This window comes from Leyella stercorea (genome assembly GCF_021531655.1).
The window spans coordinates 33,319-49,094 of sequence record NZ_JADYUF010000015.1; the positions used below are offsets into that span (position 1 = coordinate 33,319).

Annotated in this window: 15 protein-coding genes; 6 read left to right on the forward strand and 9 right to left on the reverse strand. The window is 47.7% G+C overall.

Features of this window, described 5'->3' with window-relative positions; genetic code table 11:
* Positions 1 to 18 precede the first annotated feature (18 nt).
* From I6E49_RS06035 to I6E49_RS06045, 3 genes are all read left to right on the forward strand, one after another.
* Positions 19 to 450, forward strand: a complete 432-nt coding sequence (locus I6E49_RS06035; RefSeq protein WP_235401033.1) for a BT0820 family HAD-type phosphatase — start codon at positions 19 to 21, stop codon at positions 448 to 450.
* A gap of 268 nt (positions 451 to 718) precedes the next feature.
* A complete protein-coding gene (locus I6E49_RS06040; protein ID WP_235401035.1) occupies positions 719 to 3,307 on the forward strand; it encodes a C10 family peptidase in 2,589 nt (862 codons plus the stop codon).
* Positions 3,308 to 3,501: 194 nt separating this feature from the next.
* Positions 3,502 to 4,101 (forward strand): RNA polymerase sigma factor, encoded by a 600-nt coding sequence (locus I6E49_RS06045; RefSeq protein ID WP_235401036.1) that lies wholly within the window; start codon positions 3,502 to 3,504, stop codon positions 4,099 to 4,101.
* A 47-nt stretch (positions 4,102 to 4,148) separates the two neighbouring features.
* Here I6E49_RS06045 and I6E49_RS06050 read toward each other — a convergent pair whose 3' ends face one another.
* The 7 genes from I6E49_RS06050 to trpD form a co-directional block, all read right to left on the reverse strand.
* Positions 4,149 to 4,712, reverse strand: coding sequence for an anthranilate synthase component II (locus tag I6E49_RS06050; RefSeq protein WP_235401037.1), 564 nt, complete (start codon positions 4,710 to 4,712; stop codon positions 4,149 to 4,151).
* Complete coding sequence (locus I6E49_RS06055) at positions 4,709 to 6,103, reverse strand: anthranilate synthase component I family protein (RefSeq protein ID WP_235401038.1); 1,395 nt, start codon at positions 6,101 to 6,103, stop codon at positions 4,709 to 4,711. The genes I6E49_RS06050 and I6E49_RS06055 overlap by 4 nt, the downstream gene beginning before the upstream one ends.
* Entirely contained in the window at positions 6,090 to 7,292 is a 1,203-nt protein-coding gene (gene trpB / locus I6E49_RS06060; protein ID WP_235401039.1) for a tryptophan synthase subunit beta, read from the reverse strand. The genes I6E49_RS06055 and trpB overlap by 14 nt, the downstream gene beginning before the upstream one ends.
* A gap of 38 nt (positions 7,293 to 7,330) precedes the next feature.
* Positions 7,331 to 8,107, reverse strand: coding sequence for a tryptophan synthase subunit alpha (trpA, locus tag I6E49_RS06065; protein ID WP_235401040.1), 777 nt, complete (start codon positions 8,105 to 8,107; stop codon positions 7,331 to 7,333).
* A gap of 29 nt (positions 8,108 to 8,136) precedes the next feature.
* Positions 8,137 to 8,844, reverse strand: coding sequence for a phosphoribosylanthranilate isomerase (locus I6E49_RS06070; protein WP_235401041.1), 708 nt, complete (start codon positions 8,842 to 8,844; stop codon positions 8,137 to 8,139).
* A gap of 174 nt (positions 8,845 to 9,018) precedes the next feature.
* Entirely contained in the window at positions 9,019 to 9,807 is a 789-nt protein-coding gene (trpC, locus tag I6E49_RS06075) for an indole-3-glycerol phosphate synthase TrpC (RefSeq protein ID WP_235401042.1), read from the reverse strand.
* A 68-nt stretch (positions 9,808 to 9,875) separates the two neighbouring features.
* Positions 9,876 to 10,874, reverse strand: coding sequence for an anthranilate phosphoribosyltransferase (gene trpD / locus I6E49_RS06080; protein ID WP_235401043.1), 999 nt, complete (start codon positions 10,872 to 10,874; stop codon positions 9,876 to 9,878).
* Between the two features lie 451 nt (positions 10,875 to 11,325).
* On the opposite strand from trpD, the gene I6E49_RS14425 reads away from it, so the two are divergent.
* Together I6E49_RS14425 and rpe are read left to right on the forward strand one after the other, a co-directional pair.
* Positions 11,326 to 11,451: a hypothetical protein gene (locus I6E49_RS14425; protein ID WP_262911519.1), complete on the forward strand. Its 126-nt coding sequence runs from the start codon at positions 11,326 to 11,328 to the stop codon at positions 11,449 to 11,451.
* Positions 11,452 to 11,490: 39 nt separating this feature from the next.
* A complete protein-coding gene (rpe, locus tag I6E49_RS06085) occupies positions 11,491 to 12,144 on the forward strand; it encodes a ribulose-phosphate 3-epimerase (protein ID WP_235401044.1) in 654 nt (217 codons plus the stop codon).
* Between the two features lie 72 nt (positions 12,145 to 12,216).
* On the opposite strand, the gene I6E49_RS06090 is transcribed toward rpe, so the two are convergent.
* Positions 12,217 to 14,028 carry a chloride channel protein gene (locus I6E49_RS06090; RefSeq protein ID WP_235401045.1) on the reverse strand — a complete coding sequence of 604 codons (1,812 nt, stop codon included), beginning with the start codon at positions 14,026 to 14,028 and terminating at the stop codon, positions 12,217 to 12,219.
* A gap of 3 nt (positions 14,029 to 14,031) precedes the next feature.
* The gene (locus I6E49_RS06095) at positions 14,032 to 14,601 is read right to left on the reverse strand and encodes an L-threonylcarbamoyladenylate synthase (protein ID WP_235401047.1); all 570 of its coding nucleotides are present in this window, start codon (positions 14,599 to 14,601) and stop codon (positions 14,032 to 14,034) included.
* A gap of 126 nt (positions 14,602 to 14,727) precedes the next feature.
* Here I6E49_RS06095 and fmt point away from each other — a divergent pair, with 126 nt between their 5' ends.
* A complete protein-coding gene (gene fmt / locus I6E49_RS06100) occupies positions 14,728 to 15,708 on the forward strand; it encodes a methionyl-tRNA formyltransferase (protein WP_235401048.1) in 981 nt (326 codons plus the stop codon).
* The last annotated feature ends 68 nt before the right edge of the window (positions 15,709 to 15,776 follow it).

A 15,776-nucleotide genomic window follows, 5' to 3' on the forward strand; every position in this document is an offset into this window, starting at 1 on the left:
TACATACATTATATATATATGGTAATTGCATTAGACTTCGACGGTACTATTGTCGAACATAAATATCCTGCGATTGGCGAGGAGATTCCTTTCGCTACCGAAACGATTCGTATGCTCATTGCCGAACGCCATAAAGTGATATTGTGGAGCGTACGTGAGGGTAAGCTTTTGGACGAAGCTGTCAACTGGTGTCGCGAACGTGGCATTGAATTTTATGCCGTCAACCGCGACTATCCGGAAGAGACAATGACCAACAACAATCATTTCTCGCGCAAGCTGAAAGCAGATCTGTTTATCGACGATCGCAACCTTGGTGGACTGCCCGACTGGGGATTGATTTACCAAATGGTGCACAACAATATGACATGGAATGACGTGATACGCAATGCACGTCCTTCGCTCAATTCGCACGAGGCTCCAAAGCGCAAGAAGAAGTGGGGAATCTTCTAAAAAAACAATCTCCACTTTAAAACATAAAAGCAACAAATACGCAAATATTTGAGTTCAATACGGTAATTAAGGACTCAAACGTTTGCGTATTTTTTATTTTTACACTATATTTGCATTATTGCATTGACAACGCAACAAAATCCAAACAAGCCCACACAATGCCCCGGTTTGTTATACATACATGTAAAGCGATATAGAGAAACATATAAAGCGATATAGACAAACATATAAAGCTATAAAGAGAAAGAAAAACCAGAACAATTAATATATGAAAAGACTATACCTATTATCGATGCTGATAATGTTGTTTGTCAGCACATCGGCGTTAGCCTCTCCACGTACTTTCAGCCAAGCGAAAGCCATAGCCGAACGCAAAGCGGCATTGCTTGGCATCAAGATTGACAAAAAGGCAGCTGCCAAAGCACCCTCAATGAATGGTGGAATAACGACAGCCGTGTCACCCTACTACGTTTTCCCATTTGGCGAAAACAAGGGATTTGCCATTGTTTCGGGCGATGACGATATGCCAGAGATTGTAGGTTATGCCGACCATGGAACCTACGATGCCAACAATATGCCTGCTGCAATGGCAGCTTTTCTCAACAATTATCGTGCTACGATTGAAGCTATGAAGCAAGGCAACGCCTCAGCTATAAAGAATATAGCTGAAGCCAAGGCTCTGCGCGCCAACAACACACGTGCAACTACAGCCGTAAGTCCGTTGCTGGGAGATATAAAGTGGAATCAATCAGAGCCTTATAACAATATGTGTCCTTCATACGACGGCACCAATCTGTCGGCAACGGGATGCGTAGCTACTGCTATGGCGCAGGTAATGATGTACTGGAAATATCCCAAAGAACTGAAAGCCGACATTAATAAATACGAGACTTACACACACAAGTTGCAGGTTGCAGGCGAATTAAAGGGTCAGAAATACGACTGGGACAATATGCTCCCCACATATACCAATAATAATTATACCCAGACTCAAGCCGATGCCGTAGCCAAACTGATGTTGCATTGTGGTAAAGCTGTAGAAATGGACTATGGTGAGGAATCGGGAGCCATCGTTACACCTGGCCGTCTTGCCAAATACTTCGGTTATGATTCCGACCTGATGCTCGACCTTTCGCGCACATGCTTCACTCTTGCGGAGTGGACAGCAATCATTGATAAGGAACTTCAAGCAAAACGTCCGATTCTATACAGCGGCAGAACTACAAATGGTGGTCACCAATTTGTATGCGACGGAAGCGACGGCAACGGACTCTATCATATCAATTGGGGATGGGGCGGCTATCAAGACGGATACTTCGACATCACCATTCTTAATCCTGGTCAGGGTGGAATAGGTGCCGGAAACGTAACTGATGGCTACAACCGCAACTGTAATATGATTATAGGTATACAGCCAGACAACGGCAAAGTGGACGAGCCTTTGGTTGACGTGCCTGCAATTAGAATAGAACACTTTAGCAACAACAATTTAACGACAGGTATTGAGTTGACCAACGCCACACGCACTAATATTAACGAAAACTTCACTATCACAATAAATGAGTGGTGGGCTAATCCCTATCCAACAAAAATAAATTGCACAGTCGGATATGGCATAAGCAATGGCAAAGGCGGATACGAACTAATATCTGAAACAAAAAACATTGAGATAGATGGAATCAAAGATAACGGACAATATTCGTTACGCTATTCAACATTAAAAATAAACAATCGTTTCTCGCCCAATGGCACTTATACCATATACGCCATATACAGCATCGACAACGGAAAGACATGGAAAAAGTGTGCCTACTATTATATGCAACCATACGTTGTGAAGTCTACGGCTACCACTCTGTCGCTTGTAAAGACCCAACTCACAGCCGAGATAACATCAAAAGAGACACAATACAGTGGAGTTGAAGGCACATTCGAGCTTAGTATCACCAACAATGGTGACGATGAGTTTATCGGACTGATCAATGCGTACACATCAAGTACAGCCACATGCCCTGATGATGCAATCGCACAACCATACATGACCATACCCGCCCACTCTACCGTAACACGCGAAATCGGTATCACACCAACAACCGTTGGCGATATGTACGTGTGGATTGAAGACGGAGAAAGTGGCGAAATGCTGCTGAATGCAAAGAAGTTTAATGTTGAACAGACAACAGAGCCATCATATACAATAGTAAGCGTTACTACAAATGCAACACCTGGTGTATATGAAACAGAAAAAGCATACATCAATACAGATAAAGTGAAAGTGCCACGAGTAGACGATGAGAAAGCAGAGTTTACATTTGGTATACGTAATAATGGAGGAACTGGAGTACTAAAATACATATTCTGGGTATGGAATTTAGAAAACGATAGTTATAAGTTGGTCAATACTGTTTATAAGAAGAAGATACCGGGAAACGGCGAAATTACTTATCTGCCAATATCATTTACCCCAGAATTTGCAGGAGGAAACACCATTTACCCACTGATTGAGCAAATAGACAGCAACGGCAAGAATGATGCTATCCCAACATCTCTACCAAATTATTTTATCCCTATCGTTGGAAACGAGAATTATGGATACAAATTTAATGGTTCTAATCCCGTTGTCTACATAGCTGGCAAGCCCAACGCAATAAGCGGAGTTACGGATTCAGCTTCAAGCTACGTGCTTGGTGGCACGAGCGAGATAACAATCCTTACCGAAAAAGCTGAGCGTCTGCCGATATTCCGCATTGATGGCAGCAAGGTTTGTGACGTGATTACCGAGGCAAACACCGCCAAACACGTGACCGTTGCACCCGGACTGTACATAGTACGAGGAAAGAAAATAGTAGTAAAATAGTACATGAAGAGCTGCAACACAGCAGTAAGACACAAGACAATAATATTTTAGTAAATTCATTAAAAGATAAAAACTTTTGGCATTTTCGTCAAAAGTTTTTATCTTTGCATACGATAAGATATTTTAAAACAAACCATCAAAAAGCGAGACATTTGCCTATCGGAACACATTTACTCAATCAAAAATAGAGAAAAATGAAGAAAATACAGGATATGACCGACGAAGAGTTGGCATTATCATATATCGATGGGAACAACCGCGCTTTTGATTTGCTGTTGCTTCGCAATCAGTCGAACATATACTCATACATTCTTTTTATTGTACACGACCGTGAAACAGCCGAAGATCTGTTTCAAGATACGTTCGTGAAGGCTATTGCATACATGCAGGACGGGCGCTACACCACGTCGGGCAAGTTTGGCGGATGGCTCATGCGCATTGCCCACAACACCGTGATGGACTGGTATCGCAGTCTGGCACAATTCCACTTTGTCGAAGCCAACAAAGACAATGACCTCTCAAACATCAGCGATCCGAGCTTGGTTGTAGGCAATATCGAAAACCAATACGTCAACAGTCAGACGCTGAAGGATGTGCGCCGACTGCTCGACATGCTTCCTATGATACAGCGCGAGGTAGTATATATGCGCTTCTATCAGCAGTTGTCGTTCAAGGAGATTGCCGAAACGACAAACTGCAGCATCAACACCGCTCTCGGACGCATGCGTTACGCTGTGCTAAACATGCGACGCATGGCAAAGACATACGGTATGACACTGCAGTTGTCAATATAAATATGTAAGACAGAATTATCCGATATACAGTTGGGGATTTCCTAAAATCAGTGTTTTAGGAAATTCCCAACTATTGTTTTTCCCTCAGGTGTGAGCACACTCTCGGGATGAAACTGTATGCCGTGGATGTCATACTGGCGATGGCGCATAGCCATTATCTCGCCATCATCAGACATGGCAGTCACCTCCAAGCATTCGGGCACCGAATCTTTTGCTACCACCCAGCTGTGATAACGTCCCATCATGACACGTTCGGGCAGACCTTCGAAGATGTAGTCGTTGCCCAACTGCGTTCCCTCGGTTTGCACTCCGTGATACACTTCTTTAAGATTTTCAAGACTCGCACCGAACACTTCGCCTATAGCCTGATGTCCGAGACACACGCCAAGTATAGGTTTGCGTCCGGCGTATGTGCGTATCACGTCGAGCAGCAAGCCCGCCTCAGACGGAATGCCGGGTCCGGGACTTAGTACAATCTTGTCGTACTGCTCCAAATCCTTCAACTCGAACTTGTCATTACGAACCACATCGACCTCCGCTCCCAGCTCTTTGAGCAGGTGGGAGAGGTTGTATGTGAATGAGTCGTAGTTGTCTATAATCACTATTTTCATTTTTCAGCTTCTTTTATTGCTTTTCTTAATGCTCCTAATTTGTTGTTGACTTCCTGCAATTCGTACTCAACGTTGCTCTTGGCTACTATGCCGCCGCCAGCCTGAAACCACAGTTCGCCGCCACGACTTACAAACGTGCGTATTGTAATGGCCTGGTTCAGATTGCCGTTAAGTCCGATAAATCCTACGCATCCTCCATAAGCGCCGCGGTTGTGAGGTTCGAGTTCGGAAATGATCTGCATTGCACGCACCTTGGGCGCACCCGACAACGTGCCTGCAGGAAACGTATCGATGAATGTCTTTACGGCATCTGCCCCCTCGTCAAGCTGTCCGCTGACACGGCTCACGAGATGCACAACGTGCGAGTAATACTGCAAATCCTTATAGAAATCAACCTTAACATCATGGCAGTTGCGCGAGAGATCGTTGCGCGCAAGGTCAACCAGCATCACATGTTCGGCATTCTCTTTAGGGTCATTGCGCAGGAACTCGGCAGCACAGCGGTCGGCATCGGCATCGCCCGTACGTCGTGTAGTGCCTGCAATAGGGTCGATGTAAGCCTTACGGTTCTCTATACGGCAGTGAGTTTCGGGCGAAGAGCCGAATATACGAAATCCTCCGAAGTCGAAGTAGAACAGATAAGGACTGGGATTGATGCTGCGCAGAGTGCGATAGAGCTTGAAGTCGTCGCCCTCAAAATGCTGTATGAAGCGGCGCGATATGACCACCTGAAACACGTCACCACGCAGACAGTGCTGTATTCCGCATCGTATGTTGGCACGATGCTCGTCGTCGGTGAGCGGCGAAGTACACTCGCCGACAGCACGAAATCCGTAGTCCTGACCCACAGCCGAATCGAGCGATAGCTTCATAGCATCAAGAGCGTCGTCGCCACCGAGTGTGACGAGCGTCATACGACTGTTGAAATGGTCAATAACAACGATGTCCCTATACATTATATATAATATGTCGGGAGCATCGTTCTCCTTCTGCGTCTCGTCCTTAACATTGATGTGCTCAAAGTAGCGCACAGCATTGAATGTAGTATATCCGAACAGTCCGAACACATCCGAATGTTCGCCACTGATGTCGAAGCGCTGCATAAACTCGTTGATGGCAACATCGCAGGTATAGTTGTCGTCGATGTTGCGACGCAATACGCTACCTCCGGGAAGCGAGAATGTCGCCAGCCCATGACCTATAGCAATGCTACCTATGGGATGAGTGGCTACAAACGAGCGGCTGCTCGACCGGTCGTGATAGTCGCTACACTCCATCAATGCGCTCTGCACGCCACGATAGCGCATGCGCATATACACCGAAACGGGTGTGTACATGTCGGCGAGCATGTCGCACGACACTGTATTGTATTTGAATTTAGAAGTTTCCATATTCGCCAGCCATTTGCTTGTTATTGAGATAAGTCTCCACATCCTTGTCGCCACGACCGCTCACGGTGAGTACCACCACATCGTCCCTCTTGAACTTTAGGTGCTGCAACGCAGCAATGGCGTGTGCCGACTCTATGGCAGGGATGATGCCCTCCATACGGGTGAGTTCGTATCCGGCGCGAATAGCCTCGTCGTCCTTTATTGCCAATACATCAATACGTCCCTGCTGGGCAAGATTGGCATGCATAGGCCCTATGCCCGGATAGTCCAGACCAGCCGAAATGGTGAATGCCTCCTTTATCTGTCCGTCTGCTGTCTGCATCACCATAGTGCGCGCACCATGAATGATGCCCTCCTTGCCGCAATGTATCGTGGCAGCGGTGTAGTCGGTGTCTACGCCATGACCGGCAGCCTCAGCCAGCACCATCTTCACCTTCGGATTGTCTACATAGTGATATATCGTTCCGGCGGCATTGCTTCCGCCACCAATGCAAGCCACGAGAAAATCGGGATAGTCGCGTCCCACCTTCTCCTGAAGCTGCCATTTCAATTCTTCGGAGATGACACTCTGCATACGAGCCACAATGTCGGGATATGGATGCGGGCCCATTGTCGAACCGACAATGTAGAAAGTGTCCTGCGGATGACAACACCAGTCGCGTATAGCCTCCGAACATGCGTCGCTGAGCGTCATGTTGCCAGTAGTGACGGGATGCACTTTGGCACCAAGCATACGCATACGCTCCACGTTGGTGTGCTGGCGCTCGACATCGGTCTTGCCCATAAACACCTCACACTCCATATCCATCAATGCGCAAACAGTTGCAGTGGCCACTCCGTGCTGTCCGGCTCCGGTCTCGGCAATGATGCGTGTCTTGCCCATCTTCTTAGCCATGAGAATCTGCCCGATGGTATTATTTATCTTGTGCGCACCCGTATGGTTGAGGTCTTCACGCTTCAGATAGAGCTGACATCCATACTTCTCGCTCATACGACGGGCGTAATACAGCGGCGAAGGGCGACCTACGTAGTCGCGCAAGAGTGCGCGATACTCGTTCTTGAACTCCTCGCTCTCGATGATTGGGATGTAAGCCTCCTGCAAGTCGGTAACGCACTTGTGCAGAATCTCAGGTATATAGGCGCCGCCGAAGCGACCGTAAAATCCGTTTTTAGGTTTTGCTAATGTCATAATCTTTTGTGTTTTGGTTATTATATAATAAGGTGTACTTACTTCTTCAATGCATCGAACAACTGGCTGAGTGCCTCGTCGGCATTGCCTGTGTCACGAAGCAGAGTGACGAACTTGCTGCCTATGATGGCACCGGCGGCATTGTTCTGCGCGCTTTCGAGCGTCTGGCGGTTGCTGATGCCGAAGCCTATCATGCGCGGATTGTGCAGATTCATGGCATTGATACGCTGGAAGTATTGCTGCTTGGCTTCGTCGAAATTCTGCTGCGCACCGGTTATACTTGCCGAACTTACCATATATATGAATCCATCGGTATGGCGGTCGATAAAGCGTATGCGTTCCTCAGACGTTTCGGGCGTTATCATCATGACGCAACGCAGATTGTAGCGGTCGGCAAGAGGCTTTATCTCATTGAGATAGTCGTCGAACGGAAGGTCGGGAATGATGAATCCCGAAACGCCGCACTCTACACAACGCTGGCAGAAGCGCTCATATCCGTAGTGCATGATGACATTGAGATAGCCCATAAGCACCAGCGGGATATTTACCTGCGACTTGATTGCGTCAAGCTGATCGAAAAGCGTTTCGAGCGTCATGCCGTTCTTCAGTGCAACGGTTCCCGCACTCTGTATCACCGGACCGTCAGCCAGAGGGTCGCTGAATGGTATTCCCACCTCAATCATGTCTATGCCGTGGCACTGCATGGCGAGTATTACGTCAGCAGTCATGTCTTTCTCGGGACAGCCTGCACAGAAATACAGCGACAATAGCTTGCGGTCGCCACGCTCTGAAAACAATCTGTTTATCTTATTCATATCCTATGGTTTTTATTTTTTAGATTATCTTATATATTGAGCAATCGCCCTATGAACTCTTCGAGCAACCTGACATCCTTCAGAGCCGGCTCGGTCTCAAACATCGAATTAAGGTCGACTCCTGCAAACTGCTTATGACTTACCGCCTTGATGCGTTCGGCATCGTCCGGCCCTATGCCTCCGCTCAGCAGGAATGGCACTGTGCCTTGATAGCTGTCGAGCAGCGACCAGTCGAACTGCATGCCGCTTCCGCCATAACCTGTACACTTGGTGTCGAAGACAAACATGTCGACCAAGCCCTCGTACTGTGCGCAACGTGCAATGTCGTCGGCAGAGGCTATGCTCATAGCCTTGAATATCTTCAGTTCAGGACGTATGTCGGGCACTATGGTAGAGTGCAGATTGCGTATGAACGTGGGCGACTCGGATCCGTGCAACTGAACTGCGTCAAGCTTGAAAGCCACTACATGCGTAATGATCTCCTGCACCGTAGCATCGACAAACACCCCCACTCTATCAATGTGGCGCATCTGACTGGCATCGGTGGCATGGCTCATGTCGGCATCAGCAAGGTCGGGCATGAGTCCGGTGCGCACACGCTTCATGTCGACATAGCGGCTGCTCTTGGGATAGAATATAAATCCCATGTAGTCGATGGGCAGCTGGGCCACGGCACGTATGTTGTCGGGCTGGCGCATTCCGCACACCTTAATAAGTGGTTTAATCGTATTGCTCATTTTGCGATTTGTATTACGTTGATTTTCAATGATTTATATCTTACCTTCAAGAAGGGGTCCTTTTGCATTGTAAAAGGGGTCCTTTTGGAGTGCAAAAGGGGTCCTTTCGGAATGCTAAAGTTGTCCTTTTGGAGTGCAAAAGGAGTCCTTTCGGAAACGGCATGTTCTGCACCGCTATTTCTGTAGCATTTGCTTGAGCGCCAAAGGCGGGTTTTCTTCCTTCATAAAGCGTTCGCCCATGAGGAAACCATGGTAGCCAGCCATGCGCAAAGCCTCAAGAGTGGCGGCATCCTTCAGTCCGCTTTCGCTTATGCGGCAAGTGTATTCGGGCAGACGACTGGCAAGACGGAACGATGTCTGCACATCGGTGTGAAACGTCCCGAGGTTGCGATTGTTCACTCCCGACATATCAGGCTGCAAGTCGGCATATTCAGTATCGGCTTCGCTATGCATTTCGAGCAGCACCTCAAGGTTGAGTTCATGAGCCATATCAATCAGAGCGCGACACTCGTCCTTCTTCAGGCAGGCTGCAATCAGAAGCACAGCCGACGCTCCGCAGAGGCGAGCCTGAAAGAGCTGGTATTCGTCGACGACAAAATTCTTGTAGAGTATGGGCAGCGTCACGCCACTGTTGCGTGCCTTCTGTATGTCGCTGTCGTCACCTCCGAAGTAAGGAGTGTCGGTGAGTATGCTCAGTGCCGAAGCTCCCGACTGCTGATAGCCCAGTGGAATCTGTGCCGAATCGGCATCCTGCTTTATCCATCCCTTAGACGGCGAGCGATGTTTGAATTCGGCTATTATGCCCGTCGGGCTGCCTTTAAGCGCATTACTCATCGACTGAACGGCTATGCCTTGCTGCATGAGCAGCTCCACCTCTTGGTGTATAGTGCGCTCAGTAAACTGGGCCTTCATCTGTTGTAGGTCGACACGCTTGCGTGCTACGATTTCTTCTAATATATCCATAATAAATGCCATAAGCTATGGTACATACCGCTCCCCTCCCTGCTGGGGAGGGGCTGGGGGTAGGGTCTTTATCCGTTAATCTCCCTAAACTTCTTGAACGTTGCCAGTGCTCGTCCGCTCTCTATCGACTCGCGTGCTATGTCGATACATTCCTCAATGGGTTTCTGTCCGCGTTCGAATGTCTGTATACCGAATGCCGCATTGGCTATCACGATGTTCTTCTGTGCAGACAGCGCACGGTTCTCAAGCACGGCATCGAATATCTCGGCGGCTTCCTTTTCGGTGGCACCGGCTACGAGTTCTTCGGGCTTTGCCTTCTGCATACCGAGATCGGAGGGCGAGAAGATACGCTCATAGGTATTGGTGGCAACCTTGAAGTCGCCCGTAAGCGAAATCTCGTCGTATCCGTCGATGCTGTTGACTATAGCGTAATCGACACCCAAGCGACGATACACCTCGCTGTAGAGCTTCATCTGACTGAGAGTGGCTACGCCCAATAGCTGACATTTGGGTTGCGATGGATTGACCAGCGGACCGAGCAGATTGAAGCATGTGGGAAACTGCAAAGCCTTGCGTATCGGACCAACAAACTTCATTGCCTTGGCAAAGAGCTGGGCATGCAGGTAAACGATGCCACACTCGTTGATAGAACGGTTGAGCTTATCAAGGTCGGCAGTGAACTTCACGCCGTGCTGTTCGATGACGTTCGAGGCTCCTGAGGTAGATGTGGCAGAATAGTTGCCGTGCTTTGCCACCTTGTATCCAGCTCCTGCTATGACAAAACATGAAGTTGTGGAGATATTGAAGGTGTTCTTGCGGTCGCCACCAGTGCCTACCACGTCGATGTAACGGTCGCAGTCGAGTACGGCAGGTACTCCCGTTTCGAGTATTCCGTCGCGAAATCCGAGCAGTTCGTCTACTGTCACGCCTCGCATCTGGAGTGCTGTGAGCATTGCCGAAATCTGTTCGCTGGGATATTCGTCGCGTGTTATACCAAGCAGAATGTCCTTTGTCTCCTGACGGCTGAGCTTCTCGCCGCCAAGCACCTTTTCCAAAATCAACTTCATTGTTGCCATATTACAATCCTTTTAAATGTTGTCAACTGTTATAACTCCCTTGAATACGGATATAAAAAAAGACCTGTCGCGTGAGCGGCAGGCCTGTCTTATTATCTCTATATACGAAAATAATGCGTAGGTGCTATCTTCTCACGACTTTTCAGATCTTGAGCTACGCCACCACCAGAATGTAAGCTGTGCATTATTCATATACTGTATTCTTTTAATTAGTAATCTATTCGATTGCAAAAATAAGAAATAATTATTAATTCACAAGTTTTTTGAAGACTTTTTTATCCAATCACTGATATTTTGTTCGATTTAGTGTATTCTGAGTATAAAAATGTATTGTTACACCTTTATTATATAGGAAAAAAATAAAATGCGCCAGAATATAATAATAAACAATCATCGTCGTTAATGATAATAAAGACGTAACAACAAACAAAACATTTCGCCTATGAAGATTTTTACCCCAGACGAGGCTCGACCCTCAGAACTTACGCTGAACATCATACGCCAGATAGCATACGCCTATCGGGTGATGAAAGGCGACGGACAAAACGAAGCGTATATGACAAACTAATCTCTAAAACTATTTTATAAAAGAAAGACTATCACAGATATGGAAACACTTATTTCACCTTCACTGCTGTCTGCCAACTTCATCAACCTCAAGAAGGACATCGAGATGATCAACAACAGCGAGGCCGACTGGCTTCATCTGGACATTATGGACGGCGTATTCGTACCCAACATCTCTTTCGGTTTCCCCGTTATCGAGGCTGTGGCTAAGGAGTGCAAGAAGCCGCTCGACGTGCATCTGATGATTGTACATCCCGAAAACTACATCAAGCAGGTGGCTGCTACGGGCGCCATGATGATGAACGTACACTTCGAGGCGTGCTTACACTTGCACCGCACCGTCCAGGAGATACATGCCGCAGGTATGAAAGCCGGCGTCACGCTCAATCCTTCTACTCCTATCTGCATGCTTGAGGACATCATCAACGATGTTGACATGGTGCTGCTCATGAGCGTTAACCCTGGTTTTGGCGGACAGATGTTTATTCCCGGCATCGTGGAAAAGACACGCAGACTGAAGAAAATGATTGAGGAGAAAGGCAGCAAGGCCCTTGTCCAGATTGACGGTGGCGTTAACGACAAGACCGCACCGCTGCTGGTAGAGGCAGGAGCAGACGTATTGGTAAGCGGCAGCTACATATTCAAGGCAGCCGACCCGATAAAGACAATACACGAATTGAAGAACTGCAAATAATATTCAGTTCATAATTGATAATTGAGAGTTGAGAGTTTTTTAGTTGAGAATTGAAAATTCTCAACTAAAAAACTACTCATTAGAGAAGTCAGCCACCATCTTGCGATACATACTATAGGCACGTGAGCGCGATATGTATCCCGTTATATGACCTGCCGTATTCACTACCGGCAAATAGCGCGTGCCCTTAAGGTCGAACTTGCGCATCACTTCTTCCATCGAATCACCCTCGGCTACCTGTGCTGCAATTGGCTGCATAAGCTGACGAACGGTGAACTTATTGTACAATTCGGCACGGAACATGACGTGGCGAATCTTCGTAATGTCTATCTCACCCAATATCGATCCGGCTGCATTGAGCACCGGAATGAAACTGGTGTGGCTCTTTGATATGGCATTGACCAATCGTCCAAGCGGCATATCGGGGTCAACGGCTGTATAGTCGCGTTCTATCACACTGTCCATACTCATAAGCGTGAGCACCGACTTGTCTGTATGGTGGGTGACGAGCTTGCCCTCACGTGCCAGTCGCATGGCGTAAATGCTGTGAGGCTCGAAAATGCTTATCGTCATAACCGAACTTACTGCCACTATCATAAGCGGCATGAAGAGGTCGTAGCCGTTGGTTATCTCGGCTATGAGGAAGATACCCGTAAGCGGAGCATGCATTACACCTGCCATCACACCAGCCATTCCGAGCAATGTGAAGTTCTTCTCGGGAATATACGTTCCTATCTGGTACATATTCCAAAGACGCGAAAAGAGGAATCCGCTGAATGCACCGACGAACAATGACGGTGCGAACGTTCCACCACAACCGCCTCCACCATTGGTGGCTGCAGTGGCAAAGGTCTTTGTGAAAATGACCAAGGCGATGAAGAGTATGAGCAGATGGCCATTGCCATAGAACATAGAATTCTTGAGCACTTCGTTCCAGTCGGCTTCGCTCGAACCGTTGAGCAGAATGTTGATGGCGCTATATCCTTCACCATAAAGTACGGGGAAGAGGAATATCAGCGAACTCAACATCAGTCCGCCTAATGCCAACTTGCCCCAACGATGCTGCTTCATCCGCCCAAAAATGCCCTCGCATACCGACATGGAGCGTATGAAGTAGAGGCTGACAAGTCCGCATACTACTCCAAGAATGATGCTGGCAGGTACACGTTCTACTACCCATCCGCTGTCAAGATGAAAGGTGAAGAGCGAGTCACTGCCCATAAATACGTATGTAAAGCACGTGGCTGTGACGGCAGCCGTAAGGATTGGCAGCAGCGAAGCCATACTAAGGTCTACCATAAGGACTTCGAGCGTAAACACAAGTCCGGCTATCGGGGCCTTGAAGATACCGGCTATGGCGGCTGCGGCACCACATCCTACAAGCAGCATGAGCGTCTTGTTGTCCATACGGAAGAATCGTCCAAGATTGGAACCGATGGCTGAACCCGTAAGTACGATAGGTGCCTCGGCTCCTACCGAACCACCGAAACCGATTGTTATGGCTGATGCAACTACCGAAGTCCAGCAGTTGTGAGCCTTAAGACGCGACTGCTTGGATGATATGGCGTATAGAATACGTGTGATACCGTGCGAAATGTTGTCCTTGACAACGTAGCGTACAAACAACGAAGTCAAGAATATACCTACAACAGGAAACATAAGGTACATCCAGTTGAACGTGTTGGCATGGAAACGCGACGTGAGCAACTGCTGTATCTCGTGTATGAGCGAGTGCAGAAGGAATGCGGCTACCGAGGCGAAGAAGCCGATGAAGAAAGCCAGGATTATCGTCGCCTGACGATCACTAAGGTGCTTGATACGCCATTGGTAGAGTCGCAATCCAAGACTTCTTATTGCTGAAGTGCTTGAAACCGATTGTTGCATCTCTTACTTTCTGATAATTGTTACTCTACCGTCCTTGGTAAGCTTTATGATACTGCTCGGCTTGTGCGGCTTGTGTTCCTGACGACGGGTCCAGCAGACATAATCTACCGCCTCAAGTATCTCAGGCGATATGTCGCAATAGTTCTGGGCAGCAGTCTCACCGCTTATATTGGCACTTGTGCTGACTATGGCTTTCTGGAATCTATAGCACAACTCTTTAGAGAAAGGTTCGTTGGTGACGCGCAATCCGATGCTGCCATCCTCGGCAATGAGGTTGGGAGCAAGGTTTACGGCACCGTCAAGAATAACTGTCGTTGGCTTGTCTGACAATTCCATAAGGTCCCATGCCACCGAGGGAACATCGCGTACATAACGCTGTACACGGTCAACGGAGTCGGCAAGGCATATTAGCGCCTTGGAATCATCACGCTGTTTGATCTTGTAGATTTTAGCTACAGCTTCAGCATTGGTGGCATCGCAGCCCAATCCCCAAACAGTATCTGTAGGATAGAGTATCACCCCACCCTTCTTCATTGCGTCAATGGCATTCTTGATATCTTCTTTCTGTGTCATCGTTTTTTATATTTTAGTGTGTGTTTACTTCTTATACAACACGCAAAGTTACGTATTTTTAAGCACAAACCGTCAACGATACAACGAAAAAACACTACCTTTGCATACAAAACAATAAAAGAAACGATGGAAAAGAAAGACTTACGCATAGTATTTATGGGAACTCCTGAGTTTGCCGTGGGTTCGCTCAAGCTGCTTGTGGAGAATGGATATAATGTTGTGGCGGTTGTTACCCAACCCGACAAACCCGTAGGACGACATGGTTCGGTGCTGCGCGCTTCGGCTGTTAAGGAATATGCTTTGGAGCACGGATTGCCAGTACTGCAACCGGTAAAGATGAAGGATCCGGAATTTGTAGAACAGTTGCGAGAATACAACGCCGACTTGCAGGTAGTGGTGGCGTTCCGTATGTTGCCCGAGGTGATATGGGATATGCCACGATTCGGCACATTCAACGTGCATGCCGCATTGCTGCCGCAATACCGCGGAGCGGCTCCTATCAACTGGGCAGTCATCAATGGCGAGACAAAGACGGGTGTCACAACCTTCTTCCTCGACCATGACATAGACACTGGTCGCATCATCATGCAGCGCGAATTCCCAATTCCAGACGATGCTGACGTGGAATATGTTTATGACGGACTTATGGAATTGGGCGCAGGCATATGTCAGGACACTGTCGATCTCGTTATTTCTACCGATGGCAATGTTCCTTCTCAGCCGCAACGCGAAGACATCGAACTCAAGGCTGCACCGAAGATATTCAAGGAAACCTGTCAGATAGACTGGAATAACAACGCCAAACGCATTTACGACTTTGTGCGCGGACTCAGTCCTTATCCTGGAACATGGACTACACTTGCATCAAACAGCGAGACCGAGAAGACGGAGGCAAGCATTATAAAGATATTCAAGACTTGCAAAACGGGTATAAATTGCAATGGTACAGCTCCCGGAACTATGAAAACAGAAAACACCAAACTTATGGTTGCCGCCAACGACGAATGGCTCGACATAGTAGAACTGCAAGCGGCTGGAAAGAAACGCATGGCTGCACGCGACTTCCTTAACGGATTCAAGCATATTACCGACATGCACATGAAATAAACAATAGCAAGCAAAAAAAATTGGGATGCCTTCCATATCGCATGGAAAGCATCCCATTCTTATTAACC

What these genes read in the sequence shown, in the direction of transcription:
- I6E49_RS06035 (WP_235401033.1), top strand. Translation starts at nt 19, where the DNA reads ATGGTAATTGCATTAGACTTCGACGGTACTATTGTCGAACATAAATAT.
- I6E49_RS06040 (WP_235401035.1), top strand. Translation starts at nt 719, where the DNA reads ATGAAAAGACTATACCTATTATCGATGCTGATAATGTTGTTTGTCAGC.
- I6E49_RS06045 (WP_235401036.1), top strand. Translation starts at nt 3,502, where the DNA reads ATGAAGAAAATACAGGATATGACCGACGAAGAGTTGGCATTATCATAT.
- I6E49_RS06050 (WP_235401037.1), bottom strand. Translation starts at nt 4,712, where the DNA reads ATGAAAATAGTGATTATAGACAACTACGACTCATTCACATACAACCTC.
- I6E49_RS06055 (WP_235401038.1), bottom strand. Translation starts at nt 6,103, where the DNA reads ATGGAAACTTCTAAATTCAAATACAATACAGTGTCGTGCGACATGCTC.
- trpB (WP_235401039.1), bottom strand. Translation starts at nt 7,292, where the DNA reads ATGACATTAGCAAAACCTAAAAACGGATTTTACGGTCGCTTCGGCGGC.
- trpA (WP_235401040.1), bottom strand. Translation starts at nt 8,107, where the DNA reads ATGAATAAGATAAACAGATTGTTTTCAGAGCGTGGCGACCGCAAGCTA.
- I6E49_RS06070 (WP_235401041.1), bottom strand. Translation starts at nt 8,844, where the DNA reads ATGAGCAATACGATTAAACCACTTATTAAGGTGTGCGGAATGCGCCAG.
- trpC (WP_235401042.1), bottom strand. Translation starts at nt 9,807, where the DNA reads ATGGATATATTAGAAGAAATCGTAGCACGCAAGCGTGTCGACCTACAA.
- trpD (WP_235401043.1), bottom strand. Translation starts at nt 10,874, where the DNA reads ATGAAGTTGATTTTGGAAAAGGTGCTTGGCGGCGAGAAGCTCAGCCGT.
- I6E49_RS14425 (WP_262911519.1), top strand. Translation starts at nt 11,326, where the DNA reads ATGAAGATTTTTACCCCAGACGAGGCTCGACCCTCAGAACTTACGCTG.
- rpe (WP_235401044.1), top strand. Translation starts at nt 11,491, where the DNA reads ATGGAAACACTTATTTCACCTTCACTGCTGTCTGCCAACTTCATCAAC.
- I6E49_RS06090 (WP_235401045.1), bottom strand. Translation starts at nt 14,028, where the DNA reads ATGCAACAATCGGTTTCAAGCACTTCAGCAATAAGAAGTCTTGGATTG.
- I6E49_RS06095 (WP_235401047.1), bottom strand. Translation starts at nt 14,601, where the DNA reads ATGACACAGAAAGAAGATATCAAGAATGCCATTGACGCAATGAAGAAG.
- fmt (WP_235401048.1), top strand. Translation starts at nt 14,728, where the DNA reads ATGGAAAAGAAAGACTTACGCATAGTATTTATGGGAACTCCTGAGTTT.